Below are 17,431 nucleotides of genomic sequence, written 5' to 3' on the forward strand. Positions count from 1 at the left end.
AACGATTTGCAGGGCCACCCAAGACCGTCGAGACTGCAGGCGTAGTCATGATGACCGAGACCCCCGCGCACCCCAGCTTGATTTCCCTGCAAGGCATCGGCAAAAGCTATCAGCTTGCCGGGCAACAGCTGTCGATTCTGAATGACGTGTGCCTGTCCATCGCCAGCGGTGACAGCTGCGGCATCCTCGGCGCATCCGGCTCCGGCAAAAGCACCCTGCTCAATATCCTCGGCCTGTTGGACTTGCCCAACTGTGGCCAGTACCACTTCGCCGGCCATGACATTTTCAACGCCACGGCGGATGAACTGGCGGCGATCCGTAACCAGCAGATCGGTTTCGTATTCCAGAGCTTCAACCTGCTGCCGCGCCTCAGCGCCCTCGACAACGTCGCACTCCCCCTCAGTTATCGTGGCGTATCTCGCCATGAATCGGTGGAGCAGGCCTTGCGCATGCTCGAGCAAGTCGGCCTGGCCGAGCGCGCCCACCATCGTCCCGCCGACCTCTCCGGTGGTCAACGCCAGCGCGTCGCCATCGCGCGGGCGCTGGTCGGCAAGCCCTCGGTCATCCTCGCCGACGAACCCACCGGCAACCTCGACAGCAGCACCGCCCAAGACATCATGGACCTGCTCCTCACCCTCAATCGCGAGCAACAGGTAACGCTGATCATCGTCACCCACGACGCGCAGATCGCCGAGCGGCTGGAGCGCAAGATCCGGGTGCGCAACGGCGTGGTGCACGAGGACCAGCGCCGATGAGCCTGCGGGTCGAGCAGAGCCTGAGCCAACTGCTGCATGAAGCGTTCATCAGCCTGCGCACCCTGGGCAAACGCTCGGTGCTGGCCCTGCTGGGTATCGTGATCGGCAGTTCATCGGTGGTGGCGTTGATCAATATCGGCCATAACGCCGCGACCGACGCCGCGATGATTTTCAAGGACATGGGCACCGACACCCTGGTCGTCCAGTTCCCGCCCAAAGGCACCAGCAACGTAGCGATGCGCAGCCAGATTGACCTGGAACCGGTGCGCCAGGCTGTGCCGGGCATCGCCCATATCGGCGCGCTCAGCCTGTTCAGCGGGCCCATCGTGTTCCATGGCCGCAGCGCCAATGCCAACTTCGTCGGCAGCACCGCGGATGTGCAGGCCGCCATGCGCCTGGCGCTGCGCGAGGGGCGTTTCCTGTCCGCCTTCGATGCCAATGAAACCTATGGGGTGATCGGTGACCAGGTCGCCCAGGCGCTCGGCGCACCCGGTGAGCCGCTCAAACTGGGCGACCGCGTGCGCATCAACGACTACCTGTTCCTGATCATCGGCATCCTGCACAACCAGCCCCGCGCGATGCTGATGCCGGTACAAGCCAATGAATCGCTGTTCATTCCCGTCGAGGGCATGCGGCGTATCCTCGCCAGCCCGCAGATCAACAATGTGATCATCCGCGCCCAGCCTGGACAAGACATGGAACGTGTGGCGCGGGAAGCCGCCGCCGCGCTGCAACCGCAATTGACCGAGCACACGGTCGACATCACCGTGCCCCAGCAAATGATCGATGGCATGACCCGCCAAAGCCGCACCTTCGCCTATCTGCTGTTGGCCCTCGGCGCGATTTCGCTGGTGGGCGGCGGTGTCGGGGTGATGAATGTGATGCTGATGAACGTATCTGAGCGGCGCCGTGAGATCGGCATACGCATGGCCCTGGGCGCGCGCCAGCGGGATATCCGTAACCTGTTCCTGCTCGAAGCCGTCAGCTTGACCGCCGTTGGCGCGTTGTGCGGCGCGGTACTGGGCATGACCGCCGCCTGGTTCTACGCGTGGCTGTCGGGCTGGGCATTTTCCCTGGCGGTGGCCGCCCTGCCCCTGGGCGTCGGCAGTACGTTGCTGGTGGGTCTGTTCTTTGGCATCTACCCGGCGGTCTCGGCCTCACGGTTGCAACCGGTGGAGGCCTTGCGCGATGAATAAAGGGCTATTGCTGCTGGCGCTGGTCAGCCTGCCCGGCATGGCGGCCGACGTGGTCGTCAAACCCTCGGCGCCCAGCAGCACCCGCAGCGGCTATGACCGCGGCATATCGCTGAACGCCCAGGTGACGACCTTGACTCTGGGCGACGCCGTGTACCTGGGCCTGCGCAAAAACCCGGCGATCCGCAGCGCTTACCTGCAGCGGGTTGCGCAGAAGTTCGACCTGCGGGTCGCCGAAGACGTGTTCAACCCCAAGCTCACTCTCAACAGTTATTACCGTGGCACACGCGGTTCCCAGGACAGCGCGCGCAACGCCAACCTCGCACCGTCCACCAGCCTGCTCGGCGAATACGGCACCCGTTTGAGCATGGCCTGGACCCAGCAATTGAACAACGCCGACCGTGCCGGTCGTTACCGCAGCGACGGCCTTGACCTGGCCGTCATCCAGCCGCTGATGCGCGGCGCCGGCTGGGACGCCACCACGGCGCCGCTACGCCTGTCGCGCTTGGCGGAGCAGGCCAACCGTCTCAATCTCAAAGCCACCGTGGCGCAAACCATCAGCCAGATCATCGCGACCTACCGCGAGCTGCTGCGGGCCCAGGAACAACAGGTGATCGTCCAGGATGCGCTCAAGCGTTCCAACACCCTGCTGGAGGTGAACAAGGCATTGATCAGCGCCGGGCGCATGGCCGAGTTCGAGATCGTGCAGACCGAAGCCGACATCGCCACCCAGCAATTGGGCGTCGAAGAAGCGCAGAACCAACTCGATACCAGTCGCCTGGCCCTGCTGCGCCTGCTGGCCCTGGACCTGTCCACGCCGATTCGCGCCACCGAAGCCCTGGAGGCCAGGCCCATGGAAATCGACAGGCGCCAGGCGTTCAACCTCGCGCAAACCCAGCAACCGGAATACCTCGCCGCCCTGCTGGGCAGCCAGCAAGCCGACCTGAACCTGGTGATCGCCAAGGACTCCGGGCGTTGGCAAGTTGACCTGGTGGCCGGTGCGAACCAGGTGCGCGACGCCTACGATAACGATAACGGTCGTACCAATAACCGCACTTGGGACAGCTACGCCGGGGTACAGGTGCAGATCCCCATCGGTGACATCAGCACGCGCCAGGCAGAAGTACGCGCGCGGGTGAATGTCGAGGACCAGGAAATCCGCATCACCGACGCCCGCCAGGAACTGGAACGCAACGTCAACGACGTGGTGCGCGACCTCGGCACCCGCTGGCGCCAATATGAAATCTCCCAGCGCGCCGTGGAGCTGTCGCGGCGCAAGATCGAGATCGAACGGGAAAAACTCAGCGCCGGGCGCTCCACCAACTTTCAGGTGCTGAGCTTCGAGACTGACCTGCGCAACGCCGAAAACGCGCGCCTCAATGCGCTGATCGCTTATTTGAACGCTCAGACCCAGCTTGACTTGACGCTGGGCATGACCCTGGAAAGCTGGGAAATCGCCCTCAATGACTACTAATCGCAAACGCCTGCTGGGTGCTGGGTTGATCGTGCTGCTGGCAGCGGTGGGGCTGACCTTGCGCAGCCCGGCCGAAGGGCCGGCCACCCGTGAGCAATGGCTGGCAGTGAAGCCCGACCCGCTGGTGCACCAGATCGGCCTGGTGGGCAAGATCGAGCCCGACACCACCGTTACGCTCACCGCGCCGTTCGACGGCAATGTCTTGGCCAACCTGGTCGAGCAAGGCCAACGCGTCGAGGCCGGCCAAGTGCTGTTGCGCATGGACCCGGCCACCCTCGAAGTGCAAATGCGCGAAGCCCTCTCCGCCCAGCTCAAGGCCCGGCGCACCGTGCAGGAAATGCAGGACTGGGACAGCAGCGCCGCCGTCAGCCGTGCCCGGCGCAGCCTGCGCACCGCAGAAATGACCGCCGGCAATACCCAGCGCAAACTCACTGAAAGCGAAAACCTGTTCAAGCGCGGCATCATCCCGCGCAACGAGCTCGACGACCTCAAGCAACAGACCCAGCAGCAACAGCTGGACCTGACAGCGGCGCGCAGTGAACTGCAGCAAGCACTGGAGCAAGGCAAGGGCGTATACCGGCAGATCGCCGATATGGAGCTGACCAACGCCACGGTCAAATATGACGCCCTGCACACCCTGCTTGAAGGCAAGGAGGTCAAAGCGCCCTTCTCTGGCATCGTGGTGCCCGCGCCCGGCAACAGCACCACGTCCCAGGGCGGCAGCACTAACACCGCACCGGTACAAGCCGGCAGCAAGGTCAGCCAGGGCCAGGTGCTGTTCGGCCTGGCCAATATTGAACGCTTGAAAATCGTCGCCAAGGTCTCTGAACTGGACATCAACCAACTGCATCAAGGGCAAGCGGTGGAAGTCATGGGCGATGGGTTTGACGGTGAGCGCCTGACGGGTTCGGTAAGCGTGGTCAGTGGCCTGGCGATCGCCAACGACAGCCAGGGCAGCGCGCAGTTTGCGGTGACCTTGTCGATCCCCAGGCTCACGCCGCAGCAATTGCAGCGAGTGCGGCTGGGGATGAGCGCCCGGTTGACCATTGTGACTTACAACAATGCGCAGGCGATTGTGGTGCCGAGCGAGGCGATCCAGGCGGACATGACCGTGGAATACCGCGAGGCGATGGATAAACCGGTGGAGCGGGTGAAGGTGACGACCGGGCAATCGACGCCCCAGGGCGTTGAAGTGTTTGGCCTGAAGCCTGGACTGGTAAAGACCTCAAGATAAACGCAGATCCAAATGTGGGAGGGGGCTTGCTCCCGATAGCGGTGAATCAGTCACACATGCTTTAACTGACCCTCCGCCATCGGGAGCAAGCCCCCTCCCACATTTAAATTTGTGTGAGCCTGGCGGCCAGCGCTTTGGCCTGAATCGCCACATCGGTCACCGCCGTACTCTCCCACCACATCCCGCGCAACGGCGGGCCCATGGCGAACAGCCGCTCACTCACCTGGCCCTGGGCATCCAGTACCGCGCCAGAAGTGTCCGCCGCAATCCCCAGCGCCAACGGCCCCGGCTGGATCAACCCGCGCTTGAGCAGTTGTTGCGGCAACGGCCGGGCCACGCGGCGCCAGTCGTATTCGATGCCGCTGGAGTTGATCAGCGCCGCTCCGTGTACCTGGGTGAGCGCCTGCTCACCGCGATGGCGCAGGCGAATCGCCACACCGCTGGCCGAAGGCACCAGCCCCTTGAACGACGCCGCGTGAATCTGCAGGCGTCCTTCTGCATGCAAGCGTTCCACCAACTGCGCACTCAACGGCGGCGAACGGTGGTGATGGCTTTCCCACCACGGCCGCACATGCCGCACGAACTGGCGTTTCTCGCGGTCGCTGGCCTGGCTCCACAGCCTTGCGATGTGCACCCGCACCGTGTCCAGCGGCGCCTGCCAATCGACGTCCTGCTCAAGCGCGATGTGGCATTGCCGCCGCACCTCACGCACCAGTTGCCGAGGGCTGCGCAGCCCGTAATCAGCGCCAAGAAAGTCGTCCCAGCCCGGCGGCTGGCGGCGCACATGGGGCAACAGACCATGGCGCGAGAACACCTCGATCGGCCCACGGTGCCCGGCGTGTTCCAGGGACACCACGGCATCCACCATGGTCAGCCCGGAGCCGATGATCAGCACGGTCGCATGCGGGTCGAGCTGGGTCATGGCCTGTACGTCCCACGGGTCCAGCGCCGCAGCGTTCAGTCCGCTGGATTCGGTCTGCGGCGTGCGGGCCGCCGGGAACATGCCGGTGGCCAATACCGCAAAGGTGCCACGCAGGCGTTCGCCGTTATCCAGGGACACCAAGGTGCCGGCAGCCTCAACCTGTAAGTCGACCACCTCTGCACGGACATGCTCGACCGTGGAAGCCGACAGCGCCTTGGCCTCAGCCAGGCGCTGCTGCGCGTACAGACCAAAAATCCCGCGTGGCGGGAACAGTTCGCTGATGGGCACAGGCTGTTGGGCCGATTCCGGCCACCCCCCGACGCCAATGTAGGCGGTGAGCCATTGGGTCAGGTCATCGGCATTGTCCGGGTCGACACTCATGCGCGCCGCATTGCCGTTCAAGGTGTGGCCCAGCTCGACCGCACTGTAGGCCTCGCCCCGCCCCAGTTCCGCGCGCGGCTCAATCACCAGGATGCGCCGCCGGCCTGGCAGGCGCAGCAACTGCACCGCCAGCATCGTGCCGCTCAGGCCGCCGCCGACGATCAGTACATCAGCGTTGCGGATCGATTCACTCATGCACGTTCGCCCTTAGCGTTTACCCAGATAAATGTCATGCAAATCACCCCGTGCCAACAGCTCGGCGGCACTGCCACTCAGCACCACTCGCCCAGTATCCAGCACGTAGCCCTGGGACGCATAGGTGAGCGCGACGTTGATATTCTGCTCGGCGATCAGAAAGCTCACCTGCTCGTCGCGGTTGAGCTGGGCAATGATCGCGAAGATCTCCTGCACGATCATCGGTGCCAACCCCATCGATGGCTCGTCGAGCAGCACCAACGCAGGACGGGTCATCAACGCCCGGCCAATGGCGACCATCTGCTGCTCGCCCCCGGAGGTCAGCCCGGCGCGGGTGTGGCGCTTGGTCTTGAGCCTGGGGAACCAGGTGTAGATGCGCTCCAGGTCGCTGGCCAGCTCCTTGCGACTCAAGCGCCGCACGAAGCCGCCGCTGCGCAGGTTGTCTTCCACCGTGAGCTGGCCGAACACATGACGGCCTTCCAGCACATGCACCATGCCCTGGCGCACGCGCTGGCTGGGGTCCACACCCGCCAAGTCGCGGCCGGCGTATTCGATGCGGCCACGGCTGACTTCGGCGCGCTCGGCCCGCACCAACCCGGAAATGGCCTTGAGGGTGGTGCTCTTGCCGGCGCCATTGGCGCCGAGCAACGCAACGATGGCGCCCTTGGGCACACTCAGCGACACCCCGGCCACCGCCAGGATCGCACCGTCATAGATCACCTCGATGTCGTCGACCGTCAGCAACGCCGGGCGCCCTGGCTCGATGGCAGGCTGGTTCATGGTTTATTCATCCCCGGTGCAGGTGCGTGGCGTCAGATGTTTTTCCTTGGCGAACGCAGCGGATTTTTCATCGATCAGCGGACGCAACAGCGCACGGTCAGCGGCGATCCAGTCGCTGATCAGCGCCCAGTTGGCACCGTCCCACTGCTGCACCCGCGCCGAGCCGCCGCCCTCGTGGTCGCGGCAGGACAGCTTGAGGTTCTGCATCAGGCCCAGGTAGCCCATGTCTTTGAGGCGCGCATCGTCGATATTCAGGTGTTCCAGGCCCCAGCGACCCTCTTCGCCATTGAGCGGGCGCTTGCCGAAGCGGGCCTGGCCCGTGCGGATCGCCTCCACCGCCACGGCGGCATTCACCAGGCCTGAGTTGTAGTACACGCTGCCGAAGTTTTTCAGGTCCTTGAGGTCGCTGTGGCCCTTGTCGAGGACGTATTGCTTGAGGCGTTTGTGGATCTCGAAGTCGCTGCCTGCCGGGTACGGCGTGAGCGCCAGGTAGCCTTTGGCGGCAACACCGGCGGGCAGCACGTCTTCGCTGGAACTGGCCCAGATATCGCCGATGATATGGTCGACCGGGAAGCCGAAGCGCGCCGCCGTCTTCACCGCCACCGGGGTCGACACGCCCCAGGTGCGCAGGAATACCCAGTCCGGATCGGCCTGGCGGACCTGACGCCACTGCGCCGACTGCTCGTTGCCGGGGTCGGCCACCGGGATCTGGATATTTTCAAAGCCGTACTTTTCGGCAAGCAGCTTCAATGGGCCGAGGGTTTCGCGACCGTAGGCCGAGTCGTGATAGACCGTGGCGATCTTCTTGCCCTTGAGTTTGTCGAAGCCGCCTTCGCGCTCGGCGATGTAGTTCACCAGGGTCGAGGCCTCGCTGTAGAAGGTCAGCATCACCGGAAAGTTGTAGGGAAACACCGTGCCGTCGGTGGCTTCGGTGCGCCCGTAACCCAAGGTGATCAGCGGGATCTTGTCCACTTCCGCCCGTTCGCTGAGGGCGTAGGCCGCCGGCGCGCCGTTGGGCTGGTACACCGCGACCGGCGCGCCGTCCAGGCCATTCTTGAAGCGCTCGTAGCACTCGATGCCCTTCTCCGCCGTCCATTCGGTCTCGCACTCCTGCCACACCAGCTTCACGCCGTTGATGCCGCCTTCGACTTCATTGATATAGCGCAGGTAGTCGATCATCCCGGCCCACACCTGCACGCCGCTGGAGGCATAGGCGCCGACCCGGTAGGTGGCCAGGGGAATGAATTGCTGGTCGGGCGAAGCCCAGGCCTGGGGCACGGCGCCAGCCAAGGCCGCCAGCGCGAATGCGGTGCCGACCAGGGAACGTTTCAGGGATGCACGCATGGAGATTCTCTTGAGGGAGGGTTAGAAGCGCAGCGGCCAGTGCCGCAGACGCTCACGCAGGTTGTGCAACAGGCGAATCAGGCCCTCGGGTTCCTTGATCAGGAACACGATGATCAACACGCCAAAGATGATTTTCTGCAGGTTCTGCAACTGCCCCGCATCCACCGCGCCGCCGAACAGCGCCTGCCCGACGTGGCTGAGCAGGATCGGCAGCAAGCTGATAAAGGCCGCGCCGACGAAGTTGCCTGCGATGCTGCCCATGCCACCGATAATGATGATGAACAGGATCTGGAACGAACGGTTGATATCAAAACTGCTGGCGCTGGCCGTGCCCAGGTAGGCGAAGGCCCACAGCGCACCGGCTACGCCTAAGTAAAACGAGCTGACCGCAAACGCCAGGCGCTTGTAGCGCACCACCGGGATGCCGACCACGGCAGCGGCGGTGTCCATGTCGCGGATCGCCATCCAATTGCGCCCTACCTGGCTGCGCACCAGGTTGACGGCGGTCCAGGTCAACAGCAGCACCGTGACCAGGGTCAGCCAGTAGCGGCCCAACGGGGTATTGAGGTCGTGGCCGAACAGCGTCAGCTGCGGGGCGGAAATCGTCCCGGAGGAGCCATAGTTGTAGAACCAGGGGAATTTGACGAATAGCCATTCAAGGAAAAACTGCGCCGCCAGCGTCGTCACCATCAGGTAGAAACCCTTGATCCGCGAGCTGGGCAAGCCGAACAACAGGCCCACCAGCGCGCTGATAATCCCGCCGCCGAGCAACGCCAGCGGCAAGCCCAACTCCGGCAGGCGCAGTAAAAAACCATAGGTGGCGAAAGCCCCGACCGCCATGAAGCCCGCCGCGCCGACCGATGTCTGCCCGGTGTAACCGGTGAGCAGGTTCAGGCCCAACCCGGCCAGCGACAGCACCAGGAAGGGCACCAGAATCGCATTGAGCCAATAATCATCGCCCCACAGCGGTACCGCGATAAACGCCAGCGCCAGCCAGGCGAACAGGCCCCAGGGCAAGCGACGCGGCACCAGCAGCAGCGGCGCGGTGGGTTGTGCAACAGAGGTCGACATGGCTTCAGACTCGCTCGATAGCGCGCTCGCCAAACAGGCCGGCGGGACGGATATACAGGAAGGCCAGGGCCACGACATAAGCGAACCACGGCGTGATGCCGCCGCCGATCCACGGGCCGATATACACCTCGGCGAGGTTCTCCGCCGCGCCGACAATCAGCCCGCCGACAATCGCCCCGCCAATCGAGGTGAAGCCGCCGATGATCAACACTGGCAAGGCCTTGAGCACCACCAGCGACAAGGAGAACTGCACGCCCTGGCGCGCGCCCCACAACAGCCCGGCCACCAGCCCGACAATGCCGGCCACTGCCCAGACGATCTGCCAGATGCGGTTGAGGTTAATGCCAATGGACAGCGCCGCCGTGGTGTCATCCGCCACCGCGCGCAACGACACACCGATACGGGTCTTGTTGAACAGCAGCGCGAGCAGCGTCACCAGCACCACGGCAGTGGCCGCAGCGATCAGGTCGAACTGGCTGAGCATCAGCGGGCCGACGAACAGCGGCACATCATCGATGCCCAGGTCCAGCGCGCGCACCTGCGAGCCCATCAAGCCTTGCGCCAGGCCCTCGATGATGAACGAAAGGCCGAGGGTGGCCATGAACAGGGTGATCTGCGAACGGTTCACCAGCGGCCGCAGCACCAGGCGTTCGATGAGCAAGGCGCCGACGATCATCACGATCACCGCCAGCAGCAACGCCAAGGCAAACGGCACGCCCTGGTCATGCAGGCTGACGAATGTCAGCGCGGCAAACAGCAGCATCGCGCCCTGGGCAAAGTTGAACACGCCACTGGCCTTGTAGATCAACACAAAACCGATGGCGACCAGCGAATACAAGGTGCCGGCGAGCAGGCCGCCGAGCAGGGTTTCAAAGAAGAAGGTCATCAATGTGTCACTCCCAGGTAGGCCGCAATCACCTCGGGGTTGGCCTGCACCTCGGCGGGTGTGCCGTCGCCGACCTTGCGCCCGTAGTCGAGCACCACTACATGGTCGGACAGGCCCATCACCACGCCCATGTCGTGCTCGATCAACACCACGGTGGTGCCCAGGTCGCGGTTCACGTCGGCGACGAAGCGCGCCATTTCCTGTTTTTCCTCGGCGTTCATCCCGGCCAGGGGCTCATCCAGCAACAACAGACTGGGCCCGGCGATCAACGCCCGGCCCAGTTCTACGCGCTTTTGCAAGCCATAGGACAGGTTGCCCACCAGCACCTCGCGATGGGCTTGCAACTCCAGGAAGTCCAGGATGCCCTGGGCGCGCTCACGGAACGCTTCGGCTTCGCGCCGCGCGCGGGGCAAGCCGAGGGCCTGCTCGATGAAGGTGCTGCGCATATGCCGCGACAGGCCGGTGAGCAGGTTGTCCAGCACGCTCATTTTCTTGAACAGCGCATTGTTCTGGAACGTACGGCCGATGCCTCTGCGCGCAGCGCCCAGCGGGTCGATGCGATGCAAGCGTTGCGCCTCGAACAGGATCTCGCCGGCATCGAAGCGGTACACACCATTGAGCACGTTAAGCAGCGAGCTTTTGCCGGCGCCGTTAGGGCCGATCAGCGCGCAGATCTCACCGCGCCGCACCTCGAAAGACAACGCGTTGATGGCCTTGACGCCTTTGAACGACAGCGAAATATCACGCACCTGGAGAATGGCCTGGCTCATGCAATGTCCCGTTTGAATTCGGCCAGCCAAGTAGGCTCGGCAGTGGCTTTAAGCGGTTGCCAGATATAGCCCAGGCGCTGGAAGCCCAGCAGCGTGCGCACACGATTCTTCAGCAACCGGCGCAGGCCGCTTTGCGGATGGGCGATGGCCCAGTCACACAGGCGTCGACGCCAGGTGCCGCGTGGGGCAAGGCGGTTTTCGATGTCGTCGGCCAGGTGCTGCAAGCGTTCGGGCGACAGCAGCAGACCGGTGGGGGCGACTTCGCTGCGGTCGCGCCGCGCCGAGGCCAGGGTCTCCGGGAAGGCCAGGCCGTGGCCGCTGTTCAGCCATTGTTCCAACACCACGGCGAGGCCACCTTGCCAGTGGGTGCCCTCCTCGCTCCACAGCAGGGTTTCGCCGGAGGGGTGCCACCAGCGGCTGATGCGTTGCGCGGGATCTACGGGGCCAAGCAGCTGGGCGAAGTCCAACCGTTGGGTGAACTCCCAATCGGGTTGGCGACCCTGCACGTAGGCGTGGCTGGGGCGAATGCGCCACAGCTGCTGCTGCAAGGCCTGGGGCTCCAGGCTGTCGGCCAGGGTCAGCACCTGCCCGCCCACCGACTGGGCGGCCAGCGCCAGCAACAATAGGTTCGGCTCAAATGCGCCGCTGAGTGCCAGCCGCGACTGTTCGCTGAAGCCCTGCTGGCGCAAGCCGTCAGCCACGCGTTCGACGTCGCGCAACGCGTCGATCCAGCGCCAGGCATGCCATTGGCCCTGGCGCTTGTGGCGCAGGGCGATGTGCAACGGCGTGAGTTGCGCCCAGTGGTGCAGGCGTTCCAGGGCGGCTTTGGGTTCGGGCACGCTCATAGGGGTGATGCTCCTATCAGGGGTGGGCGTGCGGTGGTCCGCTGGCTGGGTTCTATCAAACAAAGAAGAACAAAATGTGGGAGGGGGCTTGCTCCCGATGGCGGTGGTTCAGTTAAACCACCTTTGACTGGCCCACTGCTATCGGGAGCAAGCCCCCTCCCACATTGGTTTTGTGTAGGGTAGAGAGGTCACGGTAGCCGGCGCCGGGGTGATTGGCGCCCAACCTCGGCCCCTCGCCAAACAACTTCTCGCGCAAGGTGCCCTGGGCGTATTCGGTCTTGTACACACCGCGCTTCTGCAACTCCGGCACCAACAAATCCACCGCGTCGATGAAGGTTTCGTGGGTCAGCGCATAGGCCAGGTTGAAGCCGTCCACATCGGTCTCTTCCACCCATTCCTGGAGCAGGTCCGCCACCGTCTGCGGCCCGCCGACAAACAGCGGGCCAAAGCCGCCGATGCCGACCCAGTCGGCCAGTTCATTCGGCGTCCAGACCTTGTTCGGGTCCGCCGTGGAGAAGGCTTCCACCGCCGACTGGATGGCGTTGGTATGCACATGCTTGAGCGGTTCGTCGGGCCTGAACCGGCTGAAATCGATACCGGTCCAGCCGGAGATCAGCGCCATCGCGCCTTCGTAGCTGACATAGGACTTGTAGTCATCGAACTTGGCCTTGGCCTGCGCGTCAGTCTCGCCGACGATCACCGTCTGCAAGTTGAAGATCAGGATTTTGCGCGGATCACGCCCTGCCTCGGTCGCGCGCCGGCGAATATCGGCCACGGTCTTTTTCAGCAGCACCTTGGACGGCGCGGCCACGAACACGCACTCGGCCTGTTCGGCGGCAAACTGCTTGCCACGGCTGGATGCCCCGGCCTGGTACAGCACTGGCGTGCGTTGCGGCGACGGCTCGCACAGGTGAATGCCGGGTACCTGGAAGTGTTTGCCGACGTGGCGGATTTCGTGGATCTTGCTGGGGTCGCTGAAAATCCGGCGTTCGCGGTCACGCAGCACTGCGCCCTCTTCCCAGCTGCCTTCCCAGAGTTTGTAGCAAACTTCCAAGTACTCCTCGGCATAGTCGTAGCGCGCATCGTGTTCGGTCTGGGCTTTCTGGCCGAGGTTCTTGGCGCCGCTTTCCAGGTAGGAGGTAACGATGTTCCAACCGATGCGGCCCTTGGTCAGGTGATCGAGGGTGGAAAGCCTGCGGGCGAACGGATACGGATGCTCGAACGACAATGACGCCGTCAGGCCGAAACCCAAGTGCTCGGTGACCAGCGCCATCGGTGCGATCAGCGATAACGGGTCGTTGACCGGCACCTGCGTCGCCTGGCGGATCGCCGCGTCGCCGTTGCCGTTGTACACATCATAGATGCCCAGCACGTCGGCGATAAACAGGCCGTCGAACTTGCCGCGCTCAAGGATCTTCGCCAGGTCGGTCCAGTATTCCAGGTCCTTGTATTGCCACGAGCGGTCACGCGGGTGCGCCCACAGGCCGGGGGATTGGTGGCCGACACAGTTCATGTCGAAGGCATTCAAGCGGATTTCACGGGACATCAAAGCACTCCGTTGAGGTGGTAGTTGCCGACAATCTGGTATTTCCAACGCAGCGGGTCATCGAGTGTGGGTGGCAGCGCGGTGCGTTGGCCGGTCAGTTCGAATTCGGCATTACTGGCGACGATGAGGGCTTCGGCAGCCGCGATTTGCGCTTCGGCCAAGGCGACCGGGCTCGGATGGGTTTCGGCGCGTTCAAACAAAGCGGCGGCCACGTCGACGCGGATCTGCAAATCACCGAAGCGGCTGATCACGTAAGGGTCATCACTTTTTGCGACAAAACGTCGGGTACTTTCCAGCAGTTGGCGCGCCTGATTCAGTGCGGTCATGGGTAAGGTTCCTCAGTTCCAGGCGTGGCGCGCAGGCTTCACGCCGTTGAGCACGAAGTTGCCGATCAGGTGGTATTTCCAGCGGGCCGGGTCGTGCAGGGTGTGGGTGCGCGCATTGCGCCAGAAGCGGTCGAGGTTGTGCTTGCCGGTCACCGAGCGGGTGCCGGCCAGTTCGAACAGCTTGCTGCTGGCGAGCAAGGCGGTTTCCGCCGACAGCACTTTGGCTTGGGCGACGACCAACGAGGCGTGGGCCACGCTGTCTTCGCTCGGCTCGGCCAGCGCCTGGTCCACCGCCTTGCCGGCTTTGGCGAGAATGGCTTCGGTGCCGTGCACGCGCCACTCCAGGTCGCCGATCGCGGCGATAGTGAACGGGTCTTGCCAGCCGTGTTCCTGCTGGCTGTCGATCCACGGCCGCGCCTGGCGTGCAAAGATCTTGGCGTGTTCGAGGGCACCGAGGGCGATGCCGGTGTCGACGGCAGCCTGGATGATCTGGGAGATCGGGCCGTTGGCGGTGGGTTGATCAAACGCCAGGTGTGCGGGGATGACCGCACTCGAGGGCACGCTCACACCGTCGAGGGTTACGCCACCACTGGCGGTCGTGCGTTGGCCGAAGCCATCCCAGCTGTCGATCACCGTGAGGCCGGGCGCATCGCGTTCGATGAAGGCAATCAGCGCCTGCCCGTGCTCGTTGTTGCCGACGGTCGGTACGATGTGCGCAAACAGCGCGCCGGTGCAATAGAACTTCTCGCCGTCAATGCGGGCGGTGTCGCCGTCGACGCGAATCTGCGTGTCGAAGGTCCCGGCGTTTTTGCTCTTGGCTTCGGAAAACGCATTGCCGAAGCGATAGCCCGCCAGCACCTTGCCGAAGTAGTAGCGCTTTTGCTCCTCAGTGGCGGTTTGCAGAAGGATATCCACCACGCCCAGGTGGTTCTGCGGGATCTGCCCCAGGGACGGGTCGGCGGCGGAGATCAACTTGATCACTTCGGCCACCGTCATATAGGACACCCCGGCGCCGCCATAGGCTTTGGGAATGGTGATGCCCCACAGGCCGCTGGCGGAAAACTCGTCGAGTTCGGCAACGGGCAGGCGGCGGTCACGGTCACGCGCGCTGGCGTCGACGGCCAAACGTTCGGCCAGGCGCGTGGCGATCTCGATGGCCTCCGCGTCCGAGCGAATGATGTGGGCAGGGTGTTGAGGGTGGGCTGACATGGGCCGACTCCAGGCTCCGAGGGGATAACGGAGTGATTGCAGGAGTCGTGCCTGAACGTAATATTGAATAAATTCAAACAGTTACAATCTTACAAAAATAAGACCACGCACAATAAATCAGCAAACTGTTTGTTCTCTGTTGTTCAGCGAACAGTGTGAGTTAATCCAGAAATCTGGCGACCGCTATAGGATAGGCATCCCAAAACAGGGAATAACGGGCGGACGCACGAGCAGGAAGACCCCAGCATGGGGGAAATGCCAAAACTACAGCAGGAGTCTTGCCTAAAACCAAACGACTTTCACTCGCTCGGATAGCCTATTACTTTGTAATGAACTTTTGTGGAGTGAAATAATGGTTCGCCATCTAACTCCACAACATATAACGCAGTGACTTCAGGACAGCGAAAAACCTGCGGATACATTTTGGCAGTGTACTGTTTGACTTCTGTCACATCAATAGAACTAAAAAGCACGCCATCCCCATAGACTTTCCACTTAATAGTTTGCCCAGACGCCATATCCTTGTAGGGGTTTATAATCAAAACCCCCTTACCATCCACTATATCTTGAAAATGAATAACACCATTATGCAGCGGCTCGATAGAAGGTGCTGGAACCATTTTATCCGATTCAGTATGTATGCTGTTCATTAGACTATCTCCGTATGCTTAGTTATGTAGTAACTCTAAGAATGCTCGGCAGAGACAAAACATGTAGTTTTGTAAAAAAACACCGAATCTATATGAGGACTACCCAGTCAACATAAGCTTTTGCTACCGTCTTGACACCTGTGAACATTGACAGTTGACAGTGCAGTAACCGTCTTAAAGTTAAATCTAAAGCACCACGTTGCGTACGAAACGAGCTGCCATGACGCCATCATTGCGATAAGCGTGGGCCTGGCGGCTGGCAAACATGTAGAACTCACCAGCCACGACATGTGTCTCCTGGCCGTCCAATAGCAAGGTCAGGCAGCCTTCGAATACAAACAGCTGCACGCTCCAGCCTTCCGGGTCCGGTTCGGGGCTGTAGCGGTCTCCCGGCTCCAGACGCATCTCCCACAACTCTACTTCGCGCCGGGCAGTGGCCTTGGCGAGCAGCACGGCCTTGCTGCCGGGGATCTCACCCGCCCAGGCCAGTTCGTTGATGCGGCTGTGGTCGGGCGCATCCGGGGCCTGGATCAGGTCGCTGAACGCCACATCCAACGCTTCGGCCACGCGGTCGAGGGTGGAGAGGCTGACGTTCTTCTCCCCCGCCTCGATCGCCACCAGCATGCGCCGGCTGACCCCGGACTTTTCCGAAAGCGCGGTCTGGCTCAGGTCGGCGGCGTGGCGCAGGCGACGCACGTTCTGGCTGACGTGTTGCAGGACCGAAGCCCGGTGTGGATTTTCTTTGTGCACTATATTGCTCAATGGGAGGGTGTGCGCAGTATACTGCCCAGGGTGCGGCGCATTGTGCGGTCCGTGCCTTTCCCTTGCAAGACCGAGCCGCCATGACTGCCCCGAACTCTCCTTCGCGTTTCAATCGCTTCAGCAAAGCCGAATGCATCCTGGTGGTGATCACCATGATCTGGGGCGGCACCTTCTTGCTGGTGCAGCATGCCATGACCGTCAGCGGGCCGATGTTTTTCGTCGGCCTGCGCTTTGCGGCGGCAGCCATTGTGGTCGGCTGTTTTTCCCTGCGCACGTTGCGCGATCTGACCCTGTTCGAGTTGAAGGCCGGCGTGTTCATCGGCGTGGCGATCCTGTTCGGCTACGGCTTGCAGACCATCGGCCTGCAAACGATCCTGAGCAGTCAGTCGGCGTTCATCACCGCGCTCTATGTTCCGTTCGTACCGTTGTTGCAGTGGCTGGTGCTGGGCCGACGTCCAGGGTTGATGCCGAGCATCGGCATCATGCTGGCGTTTGCCGGGTTGATGCTGTTGACCGGCCCGGCCGGAGCATCGCTGAATTTCAGCTCCGGTGAAATCGCCACGCTGATCGGCGCCGTGGCGATTGCCGCCGAAATCATTCTGATCAGCGCTTATGCCGGGCAAGTGGATGTGCGTCGGGTGACCGTGGTGCAACTGGCCACGGCGTCGCTGTTGTCGTTCCTGATGGTGGTGCCGATGGGCGAGGCATTGCCGGGCTTTTCATGGTTGTTGCTGTTCAGTGCGGTGGGCCTGGGCTTGACCAGCGCGGTGATCCAGGTGGCGATGAACTGGGCGCAGCAGAGTGTTTCGCCGACCCGGGCTACCCTGATTTATGCCGGCGAGCCGGTGTGGGCGGGCGTGGTCGGACGGCTTGCCGGCGAGCGATTCCCGCCGATTGCGATGGTAGGGGCGGCGTTGATTGTGCTGGCGGTGATTGTGAGTGAAATGAAAACCAAGGGGCAGAAGGCTTTCGAAGCACAGGATGAGATGGAACAGGAGCGCCAGGGCTAAGGTCGGATGATTGATCGTTCCCACGCTCCGCGTGGTAACGCCGACCTGGACGCTCCGCGTCCACGTTGTAGCTGTATT

General features: G+C 62.8%; 17 protein-coding genes. 5 read left to right on the forward strand and 12 right to left on the reverse strand.

The annotated features are described in order from the left end of the window. Positions 1–47 precede the first annotated feature (47 nt). From C4J93_RS16185 to C4J93_RS16200, 4 genes are read left to right on the forward strand one after another with little or no spacing between them, the layout of a single operon-like run. Positions 48–755, forward strand: coding sequence for an ABC transporter ATP-binding protein (locus tag C4J93_RS16185; RefSeq protein WP_124367435.1), 708 nt, complete (start codon positions 48–50; stop codon positions 753–755). After that, positions 752–1,951 carry an ABC transporter permease gene (locus C4J93_RS16190; protein ID WP_124429904.1) on the forward strand — a complete coding sequence of 400 codons (1,200 nt, stop codon included), beginning with the start codon at positions 752–754 and terminating at the stop codon, positions 1,949–1,951. Before C4J93_RS16185 ends, C4J93_RS16190 begins: the two co-directional genes overlap by 4 nt. Further along, positions 1,944–3,422 carry a TolC family protein gene (locus tag C4J93_RS16195; protein ID WP_124429905.1) on the forward strand — a complete coding sequence of 493 codons (1,479 nt, stop codon included), beginning with the start codon at positions 1,944–1,946 and terminating at the stop codon, positions 3,420–3,422. Before C4J93_RS16190 ends, C4J93_RS16195 begins: the two co-directional genes overlap by 8 nt. Then, positions 3,412–4,656, forward strand: coding sequence for an efflux RND transporter periplasmic adaptor subunit (locus C4J93_RS16200; protein WP_124429906.1), 1,245 nt, complete (start codon positions 3,412–3,414; stop codon positions 4,654–4,656). The genes C4J93_RS16195 and C4J93_RS16200 overlap by 11 nt, the downstream gene beginning before the upstream one ends. 103 nt (positions 4,657–4,759) lie before the next feature. On the opposite strand, the gene C4J93_RS16205 is transcribed toward C4J93_RS16200, so the two are convergent. The 12 genes from C4J93_RS16205 to C4J93_RS16260 all read right to left on the reverse strand — a co-directional run bounded on the left by C4J93_RS16205 (position 4,760) and on the right by C4J93_RS16260 (position 16,331). Then, a complete protein-coding gene (locus tag C4J93_RS16205; RefSeq protein WP_124429907.1) occupies positions 4,760–6,154 on the reverse strand; it encodes an FAD/NAD(P)-binding protein in 1,395 nt (464 codons plus the stop codon). Positions 6,155–6,166: 12 nt separating this feature from the next. After that, on the reverse strand, positions 6,167–6,934 hold the full coding sequence (locus C4J93_RS16210) for an ABC transporter ATP-binding protein (RefSeq protein WP_124429908.1): 768 nt from the start codon (positions 6,932–6,934) through the stop codon (positions 6,167–6,169). Between the two features lie 3 nt (positions 6,935–6,937). After that, positions 6,938–8,278 carry an ABC transporter substrate-binding protein gene (locus C4J93_RS16215; protein WP_124429909.1) on the reverse strand — a complete coding sequence of 447 codons (1,341 nt, stop codon included), beginning with the start codon at positions 8,276–8,278 and terminating at the stop codon, positions 6,938–6,940. A 21-nt stretch (positions 8,279–8,299) separates the two neighbouring features. Then, positions 8,300–9,349 carry a branched-chain amino acid ABC transporter permease gene (locus C4J93_RS16220; protein WP_124429910.1) on the reverse strand — a complete coding sequence of 350 codons (1,050 nt, stop codon included), beginning with the start codon at positions 9,347–9,349 and terminating at the stop codon, positions 8,300–8,302. A 4-nt stretch (positions 9,350–9,353) separates the two neighbouring features. Next, entirely contained in the window at positions 9,354–10,235 is an 882-nt protein-coding gene (locus tag C4J93_RS16225; RefSeq protein WP_124429911.1) for a branched-chain amino acid ABC transporter permease, read from the reverse strand. Further along, positions 10,235–11,005, reverse strand: a complete 771-nt coding sequence (locus C4J93_RS16230; RefSeq protein WP_124429912.1) for an ABC transporter ATP-binding protein — start codon at positions 11,003–11,005, stop codon at positions 10,235–10,237. The genes C4J93_RS16225 and C4J93_RS16230 overlap by 1 nt, the downstream gene beginning before the upstream one ends. Beyond that, positions 11,002–11,850: an AMP-binding protein gene (locus tag C4J93_RS16235; RefSeq protein ID WP_124429913.1), complete on the reverse strand. Its 849-nt coding sequence runs from the start codon at positions 11,848–11,850 to the stop codon at positions 11,002–11,004. The genes C4J93_RS16230 and C4J93_RS16235 overlap by 4 nt, the downstream gene beginning before the upstream one ends. A 112-nt stretch (positions 11,851–11,962) precedes the next feature. Then, positions 11,963–13,396, reverse strand: a complete 1,434-nt coding sequence (locus tag C4J93_RS16240; protein WP_124429914.1) for an LLM class flavin-dependent oxidoreductase — start codon at positions 13,394–13,396, stop codon at positions 11,963–11,965. Further along, entirely contained in the window at positions 13,396–13,722 is a 327-nt protein-coding gene (locus tag C4J93_RS16245; protein WP_124367447.1) for an acyl-CoA dehydrogenase, read from the reverse strand. The genes C4J93_RS16240 and C4J93_RS16245 overlap by 1 nt, the downstream gene beginning before the upstream one ends. Before the next feature lie 12 nt (positions 13,723–13,734). Further along, entirely contained in the window at positions 13,735–14,931 is a 1,197-nt protein-coding gene (locus C4J93_RS16250; protein ID WP_124429915.1) for an SfnB family sulfur acquisition oxidoreductase, read from the reverse strand. Between the two features lie 299 nt (positions 14,932–15,230). Then, on the reverse strand, positions 15,231–15,581 hold the full coding sequence (locus C4J93_RS16255; RefSeq protein WP_124429916.1) for a hypothetical protein: 351 nt from the start codon (positions 15,579–15,581) through the stop codon (positions 15,231–15,233). Between the two features lie 186 nt (positions 15,582–15,767). Next, positions 15,768–16,331 (reverse strand): helix-turn-helix domain-containing protein, encoded by a 564-nt coding sequence (locus C4J93_RS16260; protein ID WP_124429917.1) that lies wholly within the window; start codon positions 16,329–16,331, stop codon positions 15,768–15,770. A 92-nt stretch (positions 16,332–16,423) separates the two neighbouring features. Here C4J93_RS16260 and C4J93_RS16265 point away from each other — a divergent pair, with 92 nt between their 5' ends. Beyond that, the gene (locus tag C4J93_RS16265; protein ID WP_124429918.1) at positions 16,424–17,353 is read left to right on the forward strand and encodes a DMT family transporter; all 930 of its coding nucleotides are present in this window, start codon (positions 16,424–16,426) and stop codon (positions 17,351–17,353) included. Positions 17,354–17,431 lie beyond the last annotated feature (78 nt).

It is taken from the genome of Pseudomonas sp. R2-37-08W, assembly GCF_003851705.1.
Taxonomy (GTDB): Bacteria; Pseudomonadota; Gammaproteobacteria; order Pseudomonadales; family Pseudomonadaceae; genus Aquipseudomonas.

Coding starts and splice junctions, on each gene's coding strand:
- C4J93_RS16185 (WP_124367435.1), top strand. CDS start 48: ATGATGACCGAGACCCCCGCGCACCCCAGCTTGATTTCCCTGCAAGGC.
- C4J93_RS16190 (WP_124429904.1), top strand. CDS start 752: ATGAGCCTGCGGGTCGAGCAGAGCCTGAGCCAACTGCTGCATGAAGCG.
- C4J93_RS16195 (WP_124429905.1), top strand. CDS start 1,944: ATGAATAAAGGGCTATTGCTGCTGGCGCTGGTCAGCCTGCCCGGCATG.
- C4J93_RS16200 (WP_124429906.1), top strand. CDS start 3,412: ATGACTACTAATCGCAAACGCCTGCTGGGTGCTGGGTTGATCGTGCTG.
- C4J93_RS16205 (WP_124429907.1), bottom strand. CDS start 6,154: ATGAGTGAATCGATCCGCAACGCTGATGTACTGATCGTCGGCGGCGGC.
- C4J93_RS16210 (WP_124429908.1), bottom strand. CDS start 6,934: ATGAACCAGCCTGCCATCGAGCCAGGGCGCCCGGCGTTGCTGACGGTC.
- C4J93_RS16215 (WP_124429909.1), bottom strand. CDS start 8,278: ATGCGTGCATCCCTGAAACGTTCCCTGGTCGGCACCGCATTCGCGCTG.
- C4J93_RS16220 (WP_124429910.1), bottom strand. CDS start 9,349: ATGTCGACCTCTGTTGCACAACCCACCGCGCCGCTGCTGCTGGTGCCG.
- C4J93_RS16225 (WP_124429911.1), bottom strand. CDS start 10,235: ATGACCTTCTTCTTTGAAACCCTGCTCGGCGGCCTGCTCGCCGGCACC.
- C4J93_RS16230 (WP_124429912.1), bottom strand. CDS start 11,005: ATGAGCCAGGCCATTCTCCAGGTGCGTGATATTTCGCTGTCGTTCAAA.
- C4J93_RS16235 (WP_124429913.1), bottom strand. CDS start 11,850: ATGAGCGTGCCCGAACCCAAAGCCGCCCTGGAACGCCTGCACCACTGG.
- C4J93_RS16240 (WP_124429914.1), bottom strand. CDS start 13,396: ATGTCCCGTGAAATCCGCTTGAATGCCTTCGACATGAACTGTGTCGGC.
- C4J93_RS16245 (WP_124367447.1), bottom strand. CDS start 13,722: ATGACCGCACTGAATCAGGCGCGCCAACTGCTGGAAAGTACCCGACGT.
- C4J93_RS16250 (WP_124429915.1), bottom strand. CDS start 14,931: ATGTCAGCCCACCCTCAACACCCTGCCCACATCATTCGCTCGGACGCG.
- C4J93_RS16255 (WP_124429916.1), bottom strand. CDS start 15,581: ATGAACAGCATACATACTGAATCGGATAAAATGGTTCCAGCACCTTCT.
- C4J93_RS16265 (WP_124429918.1), top strand. CDS start 16,424: ATGACTGCCCCGAACTCTCCTTCGCGTTTCAATCGCTTCAGCAAAGCC.